The organism is Methanolobus sp., assembly GCF_030682845.1.
In the GTDB taxonomy this organism is placed as follows: Archaea; Halobacteriota; Methanosarcinia; order Methanosarcinales; family Methanosarcinaceae; genus Methanolobus.
The window spans coordinates 1-14,964 of sequence record NZ_JAUXNK010000092.1 but is presented as its reverse complement, the minus strand read 5'-3'; the positions used below and the strand labels follow the sequence as shown (position 1 = coordinate 14,964).

Sequence of the window (14,964 nt, the reverse complement as noted above, 5' to 3'; positions counted from 1 at the left end):
CCCGACTGAACAGGCTGTCCGACAATTATACCACATGATATATTTGTTTAATTAAAACCATAAATTTTATAAATAATAGCTTCAATTATTTATATATGGTATTCATAGCGTCTTCAAAAAATCAAACATGGTTATTTCCACCCAATATCAAAGATATGATCCCAGAAGATCATATTTGCTTTTTAGTTGATTCATTTGTAGAAGAATTAGATTTTACTGAATTTGAAAACAGATATGAGGGTGCAGGACATCCTGCATATCATCCCAGAATAATTTGCAAGATACTAATTCAATCAATGCTTGACAGAGTTCGATCATCGCGAGCTATAGCTCGCAATGTTAGGGAGAACGTTGTGTATATTTACCTGGCAGAAAAATTAACACCTGATTTTAGGACGATCAGTGACTTTAGGAAAAACAATACGGATCTACTTAAGCAAATATTCAAACAATCAATTGCTGTTGCCAGAGAATTAGGCATGGTTGGACTTTAAAATCAGATCTTATGGGACTTTATAGTTATCTATGACAGGTAAAATTGGAATTGTCGGACAGCCTGTAAAATCGTGGGTTTCCACGGCCCTCTGAGCTCCCATTTTTCATGAAAATGCAGACGTTTCAACTTCTCCGGAGTTCAAGGCACTGAAAGAAAAGAACGAGGAGCTCAGTGACCAGAATGATGCAAACCGTGCATTGGCGTACCAGTATAGGGGACGTGTCGAAGAGCTTGAAGATGCAAATGAAGAGCTTACAAAGTTCAACGACACACAGAACATGCTGATGAGAGCATTAATGAGTGAACCTTCTATGCGCGATCTAATGAGCAAGATTATGTCACAGGCGGAGGCAAATGAGAAAAAGGAGTGATCTTTTGCAGATTGGCAGGGAGAATATCCCTGTCAATAGATATGTGTTTTATTAATGAGGTCTCAATGACTTTCTGTTTTTCAGTCCTCATAAATCAAAGTAAGATTTAATTGAGATTTCTACAGAATCCAAAAAATGGAAGTAAAAATTAAAGTATTCTCTTTACTGAAATGCTATCCTATATGCATTCATTTAAAGTCTATACTGATGTTTCCTGATTTCCTTGCCAGCGATTGCGACAAAGTACCCATTTCTATTCTACATACATGCAATATTCCACAAGGTACAAGACAATTAGATGAGCACTTCATTTCCTGGGCTTTTGATATCACATAGTTATCTTTAATGTCAAAGGTCTGATCCATGGGTATTTCCATGTGTGACATCTTTTTGATCTTCTCACAATCACTTTCGATATCAATAACAATGTTTTTTCCTTGCATCTTTCCATGTACGTGGTGAACAAAGCCACAAATAGTAGAATTTATAGTAACATCTGTCATTTTTGCTTCTCCTCTATTATTAAAGTCACTTAAGTGTAGATACTCATCGAATATATATGTTTCAATTAAATTTGAAACAGCAAAGGGAAGTTGGTTAAAAAGAAACTTGAAAATGTTTGATTTTATTTATATGTAGAAAATTCATTCTGTCTTCAGAAGTTGTCGTATTTGCTGGTTTAAACTATAATAGGTAAACCTTGAACTCCTGTAAGAAACAACAGCTTCACTTTCCTTCATAATAGCTAAATGATGAGAAACAAGATTTTGCTTCTCGTTCAACATATAGACCAATGCATTGACACAATAGTCCTGCTTTAGAAGATGATAAGCAATTTTAAGTCTTATCGGATTGCTTAGTACTTTAAATGTTTCACATAACCTGTTAATTTCATTTTCATCTATGTTAATGTCGCTTTCTAAATCGTGCTCCCAATCTTCTTTTATATTTGAATCAGTTGGACAACATTTCATGAGATTGAATGAGAAGACAAATCATATAAATTTAATCATATCAGGATATCTTGATACAAAGCGTATGATATTATATTTGTAAACTGCGTTTTTACTATTGGAGAAACGTATGTCATTCTTAGACAAGAAGTTACCTGAAACCGCCGATGCATTCAGTAAAATGCGAGATTCGATCTTTAAAGACAGCGCACTCGACAGAAAAACAAAGGAATTAATTGCAGTTGCTTCCTCTGTTTTGATGAGGTGTGAATATTGTACCGAGGCCCATTCTAAAAGAGCTCTTTTGAACGGATCCAGCGAAGATGAAATTGCAGAAACAATAGCTGTAGCAATGTTCATTGCATGTGGTTCCCAAATAGGATGGACAAATGTCTATGATAAGATATTTGGGCAGCAGGATGACAAAAACAACAATGCATGCTGTGAGAAAGATGATTCGTGTTGTTGTGGAGAGAAGAAATAGTGAAATGAATAAATATTGCTAGGTTTTTGTAAATATATGTAGAGGCATCTATGATTGAAACTATACTAGTACCTACTGATTTTACCATTGAGAGTGAGGAACTTCTAGCCTGTGTAGGAGAGTTCAAAAATGCAGGGTTAAAGAAAGTGGTGTTACTGCATGTCGTGGACATCTATCAGGCCCAGGGTCTGGCTCCAATGTTTGAAGAGAATGCAAAGAAGAGGATTCTGGACTACAAAAAGCTGCTTGATGAAATAGGCATCGATGCAATCACCCTTGTTATCCATGGAGATGTCAAAAAGACAATTGTACAGGTAGCAGACGAGGAAAATGTTGACTGTATAGTTATGGGTGCAACCACTTCCGGTCTTAGGGGGCGCTTGATAGGAAGGACGACTGAATATATATCACGTGAGTCCGGAAAAATAGTACTCATTGAAAAGTATGATACGCTTAAAGAAAGCGAAGAGGAGCTTTACATAAAAGCCTGTTCTGCTAAATTCTCAAAAGTGATGCTTCCTGTAGATCTGTCGGAGAACTCACGTACACTGTTGGATGAAATCAGTGGTCTGGTAGATATAATTGATGAACTTGTTTTTGTTCATGTACTTGAGGATGTAAAGATTGAAGAGCTTGAGATAACTAAAGAACAAAGTCTGAACTCCCTATCCAAACTTGGAAGTAAGTTTAAGAGTGATCTTGAAGTCAGCTATTATGTAAGTGAAGGTAAGCCTGCAGAAGTGATTGATAGTCTTGCAGAAGAGCTTGGCATCACTCTCATAGCAATCACAAATCGTGGAATAGGGTCCATTAAGCATATCTTGCTTGGAAGCACTGCTGAGAGCCTGCTTAGAAAAACAAGAAAGCCAGTGTTGCTTGTTCCTGTAAGCAAGAGGTGAAATTATGGAAGAAGAAAGAGAACTTGACTTTTTCAGTAAATACCTGTCCATATGGGTTGCTATATGTATAGTACTGGGCACTGCAATAGGGTATCTGTTCCCGGGATTCGCTCAGTCCCTCAGCAGGATAGAGGTGGCTAACGTCTCCATCCCGGTGGCGCTCGTGCTGCTGGTGATGATGTACCCGATCATGCTGAAGATCAATTTTGAAGAGGTACTTAATGTAAAGAAGAACTCCAAGCCTCTTACCCTGACAGTTATTATTAACTGGGCCATTAAGCCCTTTACCATGGCTTTCATTGCCTGGCTTTTCATGAGCGTCATCTTTGCAGACCTCATACCGCCCGTATTGCAGGAAGAGTACATCGCAGGCATGATCCTGCTCGGGCTTGCACCTTGTACGGCCATGGTCCTGGTATGGACGCATCTTGCCCGGGGGAACATCAATTACGCACTGGTGCAGGTTTCCGTGAACGACATCATAATCCTGATACTCTTCGCACCACTGGGAGCACTGCTTGTAGGAGTTACCACGGACTTCCCGGTGCCTGTAATGACGGTCTTCTTCTCGGTGCTGTTCTATGTGGCAATACCCCTTTCCCTTGCGTTCATCACAAGACATGCGGCCATTAAAAGGAAAGGCGTTTCCTGGCTTGAGAACAGCCTCATCCGGAAGATCGAGTGGGTGACCCCGGCGGGCCTGCTGATCACGCTTGTCCTGATATTCATATTCCAGGGTGACAAGATTCTCAACTATCCGTTGCACATCCTGCTCATAGCTATACCCTTGATAATCCAGACTTACTTAATATTCTTCGTTGGATATTTTGGGGCTAGAAAACTGAAAATACCATACCAGGAAGCTGCACCTTCCACATTCATCGGTGCCAGCAATTTCTTTGAGCTGGCTGTGGCAGTGGCTCTTATACTGTTCGGTATAGATTCCGGAGCGACTCTTGCAACTGTGGTAGGTGTGCTGGTGGAAGTGCCGGTGATGTTGCATCTGGTAAGCATTATGAAGAGAAACAAGGCCAAGTTCCAGTTTGGAGTAGAAACTTGATTTTCAGAATCAGAGAAGTTTTGAATTACAAAACTTACTCTGTTTTTTATACTATATATAAAAACATGCGGTTTATACCAACTGATTTCTTTTAGAAAAGGTGATAAGATGCATTATGGTTTAGGAATTGATGCCGGAGGAACCTACACTGACGCCGTTATTATAAGGGGGTCGGATGGAGTTATCGTTGATGCTAAAAAAGCATTTACGACTTACCCTGACATTCAACAGGGAATTAAAAACGTATTAGATTCACTGGACAGTAACTACTTGAAAGATGTTAATCTGGTTTCAGTGTCCACCACCCTTTCAACAAATGCCCTCCTTGAGAACACCGGCAGGCCAGTAGGATTGATATTAGTAGGAGAACACCCGGCAGACAAAGGTTATCCTGCTGATAGTGTAACTTTTGTTTCGGGTGGTCATGATACAAACGGGGAAGAAGAATATCCTTTGGATATAGAGGCTGTGAAAAGGTATGTAGGGACATCTAAGCCATGGGTATCAGCTTATGCGGTATCTGCATATTTTGGTACGCGCAACCCCGAACACGAACTTAAAGTAAAGAGCATAATCCATAGTATCACAGACATGCCGGTTGTATGCGGACATGAACTCTCACAGGAGCTGGGTGTCTATGAAAGGGCCGTAACTGCAGCTCTTAATGCCCAGTTGATACCTATTACCTATCAGTTCGTAAACTCTGTTGTCTCTGATATCCGTAACAGAGGCATCAATGCAAGGATGTTGATGCTCAAGTGTGACGGCTCTGTTTATAATATAGAAGATGCCCTGGAAAAACCCATCGAGACAATATTCTCCGGTCCGGCTGCAAGCATCCTTGGTGCTTCGTATCTTGCAAAGGTCGATACGTGTGCAGTTATTGATGTAGGAGGCACAAGCACAGACGTATCATCTATAAAAGACGGAATTCCTCAGATCAGTCCTGAGGGCTGTATGGTGGGAGGATGGAAAACCAGAGTAAAAGCCATGAAGATGGAAACTTCGGCTCTAGGTGGGGATAGTCATGTTTGGATTAAAGATAAAAATGTGAATATCGGCCCCCGAAGGGTCATACCTCTTTGCGTTGCGGCAACTATCTATCCGGGTTTTCTCCATAGTCTAAAGCTCAACAAAATGATTATGCGCAAAGATCTAAACGAAAATTATCAGCAAACTAAATTTGTTGTCAGAACTGAGTATGAGCCAACCGGACTCCGTGAGAATGAGAATGAACTACTAAAGTCTATAGGCGCAGAGCCGGTTCCTGTCAGTGAGATAACCGATATGACTGACTCAAGGGATATAATGCTCGTCAATAATACCCTCGATTCATTGATCAATAAAAGGCTTGTACAGTCAATCGGTTTTACACCTACCGATGTGCTCCATGTGCTTGAGGAGTATACTCAGTGGAATAAAGAGGCTTCAGACATAGGAGCTTCTTACCTGTCTAAATATGCTAACATGGGTAAGTATGAGTTTTGTAGACATGTCAAAGACGCTTTTGCAATGAATATGGCTCAAGATATGATATCATTCCTCATACCTGCAATTCCAAAAAACGCAATCGATGAAGTCCTAAGCAACAACTATCCTGTAAGGTTCAAGACAGACATTCCGGTGGTGCTACTAGGGGGCCCTGTTTCTGCATATGTGGATGATCTAAACACCATTATTGATGCAGACATACAGGTTCCGCAATTTGCCATTGTTGGAAATGCTGTAGGAGCACTTGTAGGGAAGAGTGTTAAAAAGGTGGAGATTGTGATAAAAGTTGAATCTCTGGTCTATCCTGACACCGGTTTTCTTGTATTTTCCTCAGAAGGCAGGGAACGTTTTGAAAGCTATGGGGATGCTGTGGACTATGCTATGAAATTAGGACAATCATTGGTGCTCGATTATGAGAAGAGATGCGGTATAATAAAGGAAGATACTATCATAAAAGTATCTAAACAGACAATTTCTCCTGATAACTGGCCACATCCACCAATCGAGACGATAGTGACTGTTGTAGGAGTTGGGGATCCTCTAATGGCACTTAGAGATACATATGATAACTGCGTTGACAGTTCCTCAATATTGAAATGCAAATAGTGGCCCTAATATCTAACTCGTACCACTTTACTCTTTTTATTCCCAATTTATTTCCCAGGTTTCCTGCATAAACTGGCGTTCCATCGCATCTGTGCAGTATCGTTTTTCTGTCGATGTGTATACAGAAGATCCTCTTCTTCATCAATAGTGCTGTTTAAAACAGAAGCGTTTGATTTGTTTTCTTTTTTATCTTGCTCTTTATTATCCTCAGCCATGAAGTAACATTAATACAGAGACTATTTCTTTTTTATGCTGGAGGCAAGGCCAGATTGAAAACGCTTCAAGGTTCGCGTCGATTGAAAAATTAGGATTTAATCAATGTTCATAGGCATTAAATGACCAAAGCTCACAAGTTTGGAAATACATATTTCTGTCCTAATTCTGTAATGCTGTATGTTATCCACGATGCTTCCTTCTTGCCTTCAATTAGATTATTGTTAGTTAATATTGAAAGATGGTAAGAGAGCTTTGATGGAGAGGTTTTCGTTATTTTCTGAATGATGCAGGCACAAAGTGGTTGTATTGAGAGCAGACTCAATATCTTAAGTCTAAGGGGAGATGAAAGAGCATCGTATATTAGGCTCTGCTTTACGATTCGATTTTCATCAGGCAATTTTTCAATAATCTTATCTATCCCGCCACTCAATTTTATTTCCCTGGATATCTGCTCTGGAATTTTCATGCACTTGTTTCCCCAAATGAATTCAGCTTAAGCTGAAAATATACCTCTGCCTAAATAAGACTGATACTTTACCACAATACTCCTGTCTACATGCACGTAGCAAAAAGAAAGTGCTGCCTTTCCTATTATTTCCACACTACGCCTCATTTCTATACACTACTTATCGAATATATGATTGAATAGTTGCTATTCATCATATATAGATTTATTTCAACTAATTTTGAAACAGAAACCTTTAAGTACTTTATTTCAAATACATTTGAAATACATGACCCAAGATTATCTCCTACATCTAATGAACGTCGGTTTGCAATCCGTCCAGGAATACCTGGCCTTGCACGTACTGCTCTGTCTGATCCCGGCATTCTTCCTTGCCGGAGCCATTGCATCACTCTTCTCAAAGGAATCTGTGCTGAAATACTTCGGTGCTGATGCACCAAAATACATTTCTTACTCTGTGGCAGCGGTTTCCGGTTGCCTGCTTGCGGTGTGCAGTTGTACTGTGCTTCCTCTTTTTGCGGGCATCTTCAAAAGAGGTGCAGGGATCGGGCCAGCCACCACGTTCCTGTTCTCAGCACCAGCCATCAATATCCTGGCAATTGTCTATACAGCAAAGATCCTTGGATATGATATTGGGATCGCCAGGGCAATAGCAGCGATCTTGCTATCGGTAGTGATTGGATTGACGATGGCACTGATGTTTGAAAAGAAGAACGAGCTGAAAAAGGGAATAAAGACCTTTAATAGCGAAGAGCATTCACATACTGTTTACCTTTTCCTGTTGTTGCTGGCAATACTTGTGATCCCTGAGATCATACAATCCTGGACTTACCTGGCCCTTATAGAAATTCCGCTCATAGCCGTGACCGTTTATCTGTCGTTCAAATGGTACACTAAAGAAGAAAGGGCAAGCTGGATGCAGGAAACTTGGTTCCTTGTGAGGATGATAGCTCCTCTGCTACTCATAGGCGTTTTCTTCGCAGGTATCATTGTAGAACTCCTTCCTTCCGAAGTAGTGGTAAAATACGTAGGTGGTGGCAATTTCATGTCGTATTTCATCGCCTCTGTAGCTGCTGCATTGATGTATTTCTCCACGCTCACAGAAGTCCCTATAATCAGTGCTCTTACTATCCTTGGAATGGCTAAAGGCCCCGCTCTTTCTATGCTGCTCGCCGGTCCGGCATTGAGCCTTCCCAGCATGATAGTGATCAGCAGGGTCATGGGCATTAAAAAGGGACTTTCATACATTGTGCTGGTCGTCATCATGGCAATGATCTCAGGATTCGTATTCGACTACTATATACTGTAAGTAAAAAAAGGTGTAAAGGATGAAGTTATTGATCATTTCAGACATCCATGGAAACAAGGAAGCACTTGACGCTGTTATGGCTGTACTTCATGATGATGCCATCTGCCTCGGTGACCTTGTGGACTATGGGCCGTCACCAGGTGAATGTATCGACCTGCTTAGAGAGCAGGATATACTAACAATCAGGGGAAACCATGATAATGCAGTAGCATTTGAAATGGAATGCGGCTGTGGTTATGAATACAAGCACCTCTCCATAGCAACTCGAAAATACACAAGAGATATTCTAAATGATACGCAGATGGACTTCCTTCGCAAACTTCCTATGAATCATGAACGGATAGAGAACGAGGTAAAACTATATTTTACCCATGGAAGCCCCCTGTCCTTCTATGATTACATAAAACCGGATACTCCGGAAGAAACAGTAAAGGAGTATATAGAAGAGGTCGATGCAGATTTCATATTCATAGGCCACTCGCACATCCCCTTCACACGTAAAGTGGGGGATGTGACCCTGATAAACCCCGGCTCCGTGGGTCAGCCCAGGGACGGAGATATCCGAGCAAGCTGCGCGGTATTTGATACCGATACATTACAGGCCGAGCTCATCAGAGTTGAATATGATATGGAAGCAGTTTTCGACAAGATCAGGAAGAACATGCCTCATGCGGACGAACTGATCTCAATATTAAAAAGAGGGAAGTAAAGTTAAATTCACTTCCCATATGATAATTTTATAAGCAAAGGTGATATGATGAAAATAGAAATTCTTGGTTCTGGTTGTGCAAAGTGCAAGAAGACAAAGGAACTAGTTGAGCAGGCAGTTGCCGAGCTTGGTATTGATGCTGAAGTGGTTAAAGTCGAGGACATAAATGCTGCATTGGATTACGGAGTGATGATCACGCCTGCCGTTGTGATCGATGGTGATGTAAAGATCGCAGGGAAGGTTCCGACGATAGAGAAAGTAAAGGAATGGTTATCATAAGTGCAAAATAATGAAGGACATATCATGGCAGAAGAACTAAAAATAACGCAAGGAGTAAAATGTGCATGTGAAGCGGCAATCATCGGATTATATGCATGTGCAGGTGGCTCCAATGTGGGACAGATGGCAAACAAAGTTGCAGTTGAGCTCACTAAACAGGGAAAAGGCAAGATCATGTGCACTGTCGGGATTGGAGGCAATGTTCCTGGTATCATAAAAAGTACTGAAGGGACCGACGAGATAGTTGCTATCGATGGTTGTCCTCTTCTCTGTGCAAAGAAGTCATTGGAACGTGCAGGTTTCACAGTAGACAAGGGTATAGTAATTACTGAACTTGGTATGAAAAAGGGTGGAAGTCTGGATCTGCAGGAAAGTGACGTCAATGAGATTCTGGTCAAAGTAGAGGATGCTTTGACTAATTGAGACCAGACCGAACAACATAATCCAATAACAAAGGTGAAAGATTATCCAATCTCCTGATGACACTTGAAGATATGGAATTCTACCGGCTGGCTGACAGACTAATGAGCATTCTGCTCAACTGCAAACCAAAAGAAGCTTCTCACTGTGAAAAGGCAAATCTTGTTGGAGAAATGATAAAGGGGATAACAAGTGAGGTGCACAAAATATCAGAAAGGTGAAAGAGTACTTTCTCATAGACAACTTTTAGAGCTGCCCTCAAAATGATATATAGGATCACAGATAAAATCATAAGATAATGACAGGTAAGAGATTGCAGGAAAAAAAGAAGGTTCTATTTCTATGCACACACAACTCAGCCAGGTCCCAGATTGCTGAAGGTCTCCTGAGAGCCACTTACGGAGACTGGTATGAGGTATATAGCGCTGGAGTAGAGGCCACTCGTGTGGATCCCCGCGCTATTGAGGTCATGCAGGAGATTGGCATTGACATTTCTTCTCAGCGCTCCAAAAAGGCCAGAGAGTTTCAGGATATTGTATTCGATGTTGCCATAACTGTCTGTGACCGGGCTAAACAGGCCTGCCCTATATGCAGTATGCCTTTAGAAGTGCCGGCTTCAAAAAATGACGATTCTCCAAGGGCGAAGAAAGTGATCCACAAGGGTTTTGATGACCCTGCATCGGCTGAAGGTTCGAAGGAAGAACAGCTCAGGGTGTTCCGTCGGGTCAGGGATGAGATCAAAGAATGGATTACAGAAGCATTCAAGGAATAATGCCGAAATTGATGGCACGTATTCTAAGCAAGTACCAAATTATCACTATTGCTTTCACAATGTAAGTATCTTGGATGATCACACTATTCGATCTGGTCCAGCAGTTTCTCTCCTTTTATTTCATCTGCCTTCCATTCTATGACTGCAAAATTCCCATTAGAGTGTTCATCAACCTTGTTTATCCACTCGATCTCATTGCTGGCCTTTGCCCTGAGAGTCTTGTTTGTTGTCTGAGTAGCATACAGGCTTGAATTGATTATCCACCATTTACTACTGATACCGGCACGTTCCAGGTCCGATTCAAGTCTCATTGCCTCATGCACAGGTGTAGTCTCTGCTAATGTAACGATAAGCACCTCTGTTTTGTCAGAATCCCTCAACTTGGGCAATAGATTTTGAACGGCTTCCGGGACGTCGCCTTGTGAACGCTCGATCTCCCGATGATAACTTAGGGTCGAGTCAAGGAGCAGCAGAGTATGTCCTGTTGGTGCTGTATCAATAACGACGATCTCATCTTTGGATCTTTCCACGATCTGGGCAAATGCTCTGAAAACTGCAATTTCCTGCGTACAGGGAGATCGCAGATCTTCTTCAATATAGGCGATATCATCTTCGCTCATTGTTTCCCTGGCCTTTGAATACTTACTACAATATTCGCCCTGATAAATGCTAATCTGTACTGTTATTCTCCCTAGTAGTTGGTAAATACATGCAATCCAGATAATTCCGAAAATTCTCAAGACATCTGCGGAAAGTTGGGTTATGGTGAGAAAACAGAAAATAATAAAAAATCTCCGATTTGCTTCATTTTTACGTTGATCCTAAAAAAATAGATTTTCTGGAATTTGTGCATAATGACTATTATGTTCTGCTCAGTCCAATGACTAACACCGGAAAATTGGACAATAAGTACATTCTATGTTCTGAACCTTCTGCTCTTAGCTGGGCAAAGGAACTATTTAATCACTATCTGAAAGATGCGATATCGATAGCAGAATTTTAATCACGAAGATTTTTGATACAGAAAAAATCGTTCTTACACAGTTAAAGCAGAGCGAGGTACCCAGAAACACCACGCTTAAGGTGTCTCTTTCCTTACGAATCCAAGCTATCCCCGGGGAAATAACCTCGGTATAACCCGACAAGAGAGTAAACAGTGGAGGTGTCGGATCACTATCCGGTATTCGCGGAGTTTTTGGTGAGTGGAGATATGGATTTAGATATCCCCATTAATTATTTGCCGGGAAATGACAACGATAAAAATGTTCTTTAAGAATCAGCCACCCGTTGCTAAGATATGTTAACCGAAGCAACAGTCTTATAATGTTGAAGAATTAAAAACAACTGGTAAAAGAAGACACACTCCCCTACCCTGTCTGATGTTCATTACAATCACTTTTAGCAACATCATTTTTCAGGTCATACAAATACCTGAACTAACTCAAAAAGTCCCTGCATAGCTGATTCTAGGGCAAGATGCTGACATTTCTTCGATATATCTAGTTCTCCATTAAACCAGAGAAAGATCAGCCAGAAGGATATTATGGAGGCCCTCCGGTTGGTGATCTTGATGCTCACTACGATTTCTATAATGATCATGGAAAAGTCTTCTGGTGCTGGGGATTATCGAATGCAGGTATTCAACAAGAGCATAAGGAACACTTACAGCTATTACTTGCAAATCTCGGAAAATTCCTTGATATCAACGGTACACAAGTAAAAGTTGATACAACAGGATACTTCTATTCATCCAAAAGTAAAAATATTAATTTCAAATTTGGAATTGAATCCTTTAAATTAAATAAACAAGAAATCAGCGAGAATGAGATACAGTATATTCCACCCTTCAGAAAAGAAGTCTATTATGATGAAAGATGGTGGCAAGACGAGTGGATTTTAATTGATTGTCTAAAAGAAATACAGCCCCCTTACAATAGTGTAAAAGTTGACAATCATTATGATTTCCCCACTTTCCCATATCGATTTTATAGTAATCCACAAAAAGATATTGTAAGCTTCAATACCAACCATTTGACTTCAGGAAATGCATTTCTACAAGAAGTTTAAAATGTAATACTCAATAATTAAATACTAACTAAATAATATAATCATATTAAATAATAGAGAGGAAGTACCCCTCTTAACCTAAATTATTTTGCTTCCTCAATTCCTTTATGTAATTGATGAAGTAAGGTGCAGCATGCCGGCCTAGCATTATATGCACACCAGGATATCCCATGTCAATGTGCATGCGTCCGCCCCATTTCATTCCATAGGTGTCATGGATAGAAGGTAAGCCATAATACCTATTTGGGTTAGAATTGCATGAAACGACCCCATGCCACATGTTATCAAATTGGACGTGACGAACGAACTTTTCCATTTCCTCATCAGAAATATCCATTACCAATATTTCACAAAGCCACTGCTCCATCTTTTCCCTTATTTTCATGTTTATCCCTTTATTCCTTTTGTAAAAGGCTTAGCCTAATCGAATATTGAATAACGCACGAGGCGTTTGACACCATTCAAAATAGACTTATTTGGGATACATGTGTGTCATGGGTTTACAAGTAAAATATATAAGGACTGCAGTATATTTAAACATATCCTAATATAGGTTGCCTGCTTGTGCTAGCTGTGAACTCTTCTATCCTGTCTGACATTCACCACAATCGCTTTAGCTGCAACCATTTTATCAGTCATTGAATAAGCATGCTTGGTGCAAATCATCTCACTAGAGGCCCTCTATAGGGTCGTAAAAGCGAAGTCACGACATATAACAGATAGAAATCATTGATTCAGTAGTATGATAGAAAAGTAATTGATATCACTATATCCATCTCGATTCTCGGCAGGATTTTTAGACTCCTATATGTACGGAGTTGGCTGGCTCCATCTTCGATGGATGCCCACTGACGAAGTGAGACCGAATGGTCGAGAATCTGAGGGTGTGACCCCTCCTATATATGCCCGCAAATCGGTTCATCAGTTTGCAGTACATTCGCCCAAAAGTAGATGGATTGTGCATCCACTCATTTGGTCAAAATATTGTTACATTTACTTCTTCCCAAGATAGTTTCGAACAGCAAAGAATACAGCAATACTCTTTGTTGTTAAGGTCTCTTCATATAACCGACACAATTCTGCAGACTTGATAAGACTCAATCTTGCTTTATTCATCCCCATATAATCACCCAAGTTCAATAGTTCTTCCCGTGATAGAGATAGGATAATCTCCATGCAGGCATTAAAGTTGGGTTTTTTCTGCTCATTCGTCAAATCTGTTGATGACTCAATGAGCAAAGACTTAATTTGGGATTGTTTTTCTATATGATTTGACAATGAAAAAAACTTAATATTTTCACGCATCTTTTCAAATTGCTTTGTTGATGTGTCAGATGAACAGAGTGATGCTCTGCCCAAGAAATCCTCCACTGTTATTATCGATTGGTCACGTTCCCATAAACTCAGTCCATTCCAGAACTTAGTTAAGTCATGTAATTCAGTTGAAGCCATATCGATGTTTGATTCATCGAGTCCGTTGTTTTCTTTATTATCCACAGTGTCCCTTCCCACAAATACAATTAGATAATAGTCCTTAGGGGTCTTGTATCTTTTCCAGCTCACGTTGAATTTTTGATAATAACCGTATTTTATGCGGTACTCCACGTGCTATTCAATGGGGTAAAGAATTATTTGAGCATTATCTGAAAGATTCAACACCAGTAACCCAACTGTAATCAAAATATTTCTCGTGTGAAAACATTTTCGATTACGAGAACGATTTATACCAGAAAAACTATTTCCTGTGTAGTTGGAAGGTAGGATGAGGTGCTTGGAAAACCACCACGCTTTGAAGCACCTCTCTCCTTACGAATCCGAGATATTCCCCAATATCTCTTCAATCCCCACATCCACAACTCTGTTGTGAAAGCAGGATGAGGCGCCTGGAAACCACCACGCTTTAAGGCGCCTCTCTCCTTAACGAATCCGAGATGTTCCCCAACATCTCTCAACTAATCCACTCCCGTGTTGCGGTTCATTTTCCCCACGACCCGCAATAATCAGTAGGTCTTTTCTCTATTTAACATGACCTTTTATTAATAATACTGGTGACAAGTTATTTTATTACAGAATTCTATTTTAGCAGCAGCAAAAATTAAAATCCCTAGTCAAATTGACGAGATTTTGTGTGTATTTATAATATATATACAAGCTGATATAATTCTAATTTATCTAGTGCTTAAAATGGTGGTGAGTCAGAAGGTAGTTTCGATATTGGTTTATAATATAGAGGATTCAGATTAACCCTCTTTTTTTAAGCATCTGATAAATTCAAGTTGTTACTCGTCCCACTTCATCCAAGATTTTTATGTTTTTGTTCCTTTTCACCTTAATTTTAGGATAGCTTACGCTATCTTAGATAGTTC

Annotated in this window: 20 protein-coding genes and 2 pseudogenes; 14 read left to right on the top strand and 8 right to left on the bottom strand. The window is 40.2% G+C overall.

Features of this window, described 5'->3' with window-relative positions; genetic code table 11:
- Positions 1-95 precede the first annotated feature (95 nt).
- Together Q8J68_RS12460 and Q8J68_RS12455 are read left to right on the top strand one after the other, a co-directional pair.
- A pseudogene (locus tag Q8J68_RS12460) lies at positions 96-491 on the top strand (transposase); the annotation flags it as partial.
- A gap of 202 nt (positions 492-693) precedes the next feature.
- Positions 694-867, top strand: coding sequence for a hypothetical protein (locus tag Q8J68_RS12455; RefSeq protein WP_305311841.1), 174 nt, complete (start codon positions 694-696; stop codon positions 865-867).
- A gap of 188 nt (positions 868-1,055) precedes the next feature.
- On the opposite strand, the gene Q8J68_RS12450 is transcribed toward Q8J68_RS12455, so the two are convergent.
- Positions 1,056-1,370 carry a hypothetical protein gene (locus tag Q8J68_RS12450; protein WP_305311840.1) on the bottom strand — a complete coding sequence of 105 codons (315 nt, stop codon included), beginning with the start codon at positions 1,368-1,370 and terminating at the stop codon, positions 1,056-1,058.
- Positions 1,371-1,511: 141 nt separating this feature from the next.
- Positions 1,512-1,841, bottom strand: coding sequence for a helix-turn-helix transcriptional regulator (locus Q8J68_RS12445; protein ID WP_305311839.1), 330 nt, complete (start codon positions 1,839-1,841; stop codon positions 1,512-1,514).
- Between the two features lie 109 nt (positions 1,842-1,950).
- Between Q8J68_RS12445 and Q8J68_RS12440 the strand changes: the two genes are divergently transcribed.
- The 4 genes from Q8J68_RS12440 (at position 1,951) to Q8J68_RS12425 (ending at position 6,360) form a co-directional block, all read left to right on the top strand.
- On the top strand, positions 1,951-2,304 hold the full coding sequence (locus Q8J68_RS12440; RefSeq protein ID WP_305311838.1) for a carboxymuconolactone decarboxylase family protein: 354 nt from the start codon (positions 1,951-1,953) through the stop codon (positions 2,302-2,304).
- Positions 2,305-2,354: 50 nt separating this feature from the next.
- The gene (locus tag Q8J68_RS12435) at positions 2,355-3,203 is read left to right on the top strand and encodes a universal stress protein (protein ID WP_305311837.1); all 849 of its coding nucleotides are present in this window, start codon (positions 2,355-2,357) and stop codon (positions 3,201-3,203) included.
- A gap of 4 nt (positions 3,204-3,207) precedes the next feature.
- A complete protein-coding gene (arsB, locus tag Q8J68_RS12430) occupies positions 3,208-4,263 on the top strand; it encodes an ACR3 family arsenite efflux transporter (RefSeq protein WP_305311836.1) in 1,056 nt (351 codons plus the stop codon).
- Between the two features lie 108 nt (positions 4,264-4,371).
- The gene (locus Q8J68_RS12425) at positions 4,372-6,360 is read left to right on the top strand and encodes a hydantoinase/oxoprolinase family protein (protein ID WP_305311835.1); all 1,989 of its coding nucleotides are present in this window, start codon (positions 4,372-4,374) and stop codon (positions 6,358-6,360) included.
- A 47-nt stretch (positions 6,361-6,407) separates the two neighbouring features.
- Here the strand turns inward: Q8J68_RS12425 and Q8J68_RS12420 are convergent, their stop codons facing one another.
- On the bottom strand, positions 6,408-6,575 hold the full coding sequence (locus Q8J68_RS12420) for a hypothetical protein (protein ID WP_305311834.1): 168 nt from the start codon (positions 6,573-6,575) through the stop codon (positions 6,408-6,410).
- Positions 6,576-6,706: 131 nt separating this feature from the next.
- Positions 6,707-7,042, bottom strand: coding sequence for a helix-turn-helix transcriptional regulator (locus Q8J68_RS12415; protein WP_305311833.1), 336 nt, complete (start codon positions 7,040-7,042; stop codon positions 6,707-6,709).
- Between the two features lie 295 nt (positions 7,043-7,337).
- Between Q8J68_RS12415 and Q8J68_RS12410 the strand changes: the two genes are divergently transcribed.
- The 6 genes from Q8J68_RS12410 (at position 7,338) to Q8J68_RS12385 (ending at position 10,531) form a co-directional block, all read left to right on the top strand.
- On the top strand, positions 7,338-8,351 hold the full coding sequence (locus Q8J68_RS12410; RefSeq protein ID WP_370867645.1) for a permease: 1,014 nt from the start codon (positions 7,338-7,340) through the stop codon (positions 8,349-8,351).
- 19 nt (positions 8,352-8,370) lie between these two features.
- Positions 8,371-9,060: a metallophosphoesterase gene (locus tag Q8J68_RS12405; protein WP_305311831.1), complete on the top strand. Its 690-nt coding sequence runs from the start codon at positions 8,371-8,373 to the stop codon at positions 9,058-9,060.
- A gap of 48 nt (positions 9,061-9,108) precedes the next feature.
- A complete protein-coding gene (locus Q8J68_RS12400) occupies positions 9,109-9,339 on the top strand; it encodes a thioredoxin family protein (protein ID WP_305311830.1) in 231 nt (76 codons plus the stop codon).
- A 24-nt stretch (positions 9,340-9,363) separates the two neighbouring features.
- Entirely contained in the window at positions 9,364-9,762 is a 399-nt protein-coding gene (locus Q8J68_RS12395) for a putative zinc-binding protein (protein ID WP_305311829.1), read from the top strand.
- Positions 9,763-9,818: 56 nt separating this feature from the next.
- Positions 9,819-9,980 (top strand): hypothetical protein, encoded by a 162-nt coding sequence (locus Q8J68_RS12390; protein WP_305311828.1) that lies wholly within the window; start codon positions 9,819-9,821, stop codon positions 9,978-9,980.
- A 77-nt stretch (positions 9,981-10,057) separates the two neighbouring features.
- Entirely contained in the window at positions 10,058-10,531 is a 474-nt protein-coding gene (locus tag Q8J68_RS12385) for an arsenate reductase ArsC (protein ID WP_305311827.1), read from the top strand.
- 83 nt (positions 10,532-10,614) lie between these two features.
- On the opposite strand, the pseudogene Q8J68_RS12380 reads toward Q8J68_RS12385, so the two are convergent.
- Positions 10,615-11,169 (bottom strand): annotated as a pseudogene (locus Q8J68_RS12380) (ArsA-related P-loop ATPase); the annotation flags it as partial.
- A 161-nt stretch (positions 11,170-11,330) separates the two neighbouring features.
- Here Q8J68_RS12380 and Q8J68_RS15025 point away from each other — a divergent pair.
- Positions 11,331-11,534, top strand: coding sequence for a transcriptional regulator FilR1 domain-containing protein (locus Q8J68_RS15025; protein WP_370867644.1), 204 nt, complete (start codon positions 11,331-11,333; stop codon positions 11,532-11,534).
- Between the two features lie 1,137 nt (positions 11,535-12,671).
- Here Q8J68_RS15025 and Q8J68_RS12375 read toward each other — a convergent pair.
- Together Q8J68_RS12375 and Q8J68_RS12370 are read right to left on the bottom strand one after the other, a co-directional pair.
- The gene (locus tag Q8J68_RS12375) at positions 12,672-12,983 is read right to left on the bottom strand and encodes a hypothetical protein (RefSeq protein WP_305311825.1); all 312 of its coding nucleotides are present in this window, start codon (positions 12,981-12,983) and stop codon (positions 12,672-12,674) included.
- Between the two features lie 608 nt (positions 12,984-13,591).
- A complete protein-coding gene (locus Q8J68_RS12370) occupies positions 13,592-14,161 on the bottom strand; it encodes a hypothetical protein (protein ID WP_305311824.1) in 570 nt (189 codons plus the stop codon).
- 5 nt (positions 14,162-14,166) lie between these two features.
- Here Q8J68_RS12370 and Q8J68_RS15020 point away from each other — a divergent pair, with 5 nt between their 5' ends.
- Positions 14,167-14,274, top strand: a complete 108-nt coding sequence (locus tag Q8J68_RS15020; protein ID WP_370867648.1) for a transcriptional regulator FilR1 domain-containing protein — start codon at positions 14,167-14,169, stop codon at positions 14,272-14,274.
- Positions 14,275-14,319: 45 nt separating this feature from the next.
- Here the strand turns inward: Q8J68_RS15020 and Q8J68_RS12365 are convergent, their stop codons facing one another.
- Entirely contained in the window at positions 14,320-14,550 is a 231-nt protein-coding gene (locus Q8J68_RS12365; protein ID WP_305311823.1) for a hypothetical protein, read from the bottom strand.
- Positions 14,551-14,964 lie beyond the last annotated feature (414 nt).

Coding starts and splice junctions, on each gene's coding strand:
- Q8J68_RS12450 (WP_305311840.1), bottom strand. CDS start 1,370: ATGACAGATGTTACTATAAATTCTACTATTTGTGGCTTTGTTCACCAC.
- Q8J68_RS12445 (WP_305311839.1), bottom strand. CDS start 1,841: ATGAAATGTTGTCCAACTGATTCAAATATAAAAGAAGATTGGGAGCAC.
- Q8J68_RS12440 (WP_305311838.1), top strand. CDS start 1,951: ATGTCATTCTTAGACAAGAAGTTACCTGAAACCGCCGATGCATTCAGT.
- Q8J68_RS12435 (WP_305311837.1), top strand. CDS start 2,355: ATGATTGAAACTATACTAGTACCTACTGATTTTACCATTGAGAGTGAG.
- arsB (WP_305311836.1), top strand. CDS start 3,208: ATGGAAGAAGAAAGAGAACTTGACTTTTTCAGTAAATACCTGTCCATA.
- Q8J68_RS12425 (WP_305311835.1), top strand. CDS start 4,372: ATGCATTATGGTTTAGGAATTGATGCCGGAGGAACCTACACTGACGCC.
- Q8J68_RS12420 (WP_305311834.1), bottom strand. CDS start 6,575: ATGGCTGAGGATAATAAAGAGCAAGATAAAAAAGAAAACAAATCAAAC.
- Q8J68_RS12415 (WP_305311833.1), bottom strand. CDS start 7,042: ATGAAAATTCCAGAGCAGATATCCAGGGAAATAAAATTGAGTGGCGGG.
- Q8J68_RS12410 (WP_370867645.1), top strand. CDS start 7,338: ATGAACGTCGGTTTGCAATCCGTCCAGGAATACCTGGCCTTGCACGTA.
- Q8J68_RS12405 (WP_305311831.1), top strand. CDS start 8,371: ATGAAGTTATTGATCATTTCAGACATCCATGGAAACAAGGAAGCACTT.
- Q8J68_RS12400 (WP_305311830.1), top strand. CDS start 9,109: ATGAAAATAGAAATTCTTGGTTCTGGTTGTGCAAAGTGCAAGAAGACA.
- Q8J68_RS12395 (WP_305311829.1), top strand. CDS start 9,364: ATGGCAGAAGAACTAAAAATAACGCAAGGAGTAAAATGTGCATGTGAA.
- Q8J68_RS12390 (WP_305311828.1), top strand. CDS start 9,819: ATGACACTTGAAGATATGGAATTCTACCGGCTGGCTGACAGACTAATG.
- Q8J68_RS12385 (WP_305311827.1), top strand. CDS start 10,058: ATGACAGGTAAGAGATTGCAGGAAAAAAAGAAGGTTCTATTTCTATGC.
- Q8J68_RS12375 (WP_305311825.1), bottom strand. CDS start 12,983: ATGAAAATAAGGGAAAAGATGGAGCAGTGGCTTTGTGAAATATTGGTA.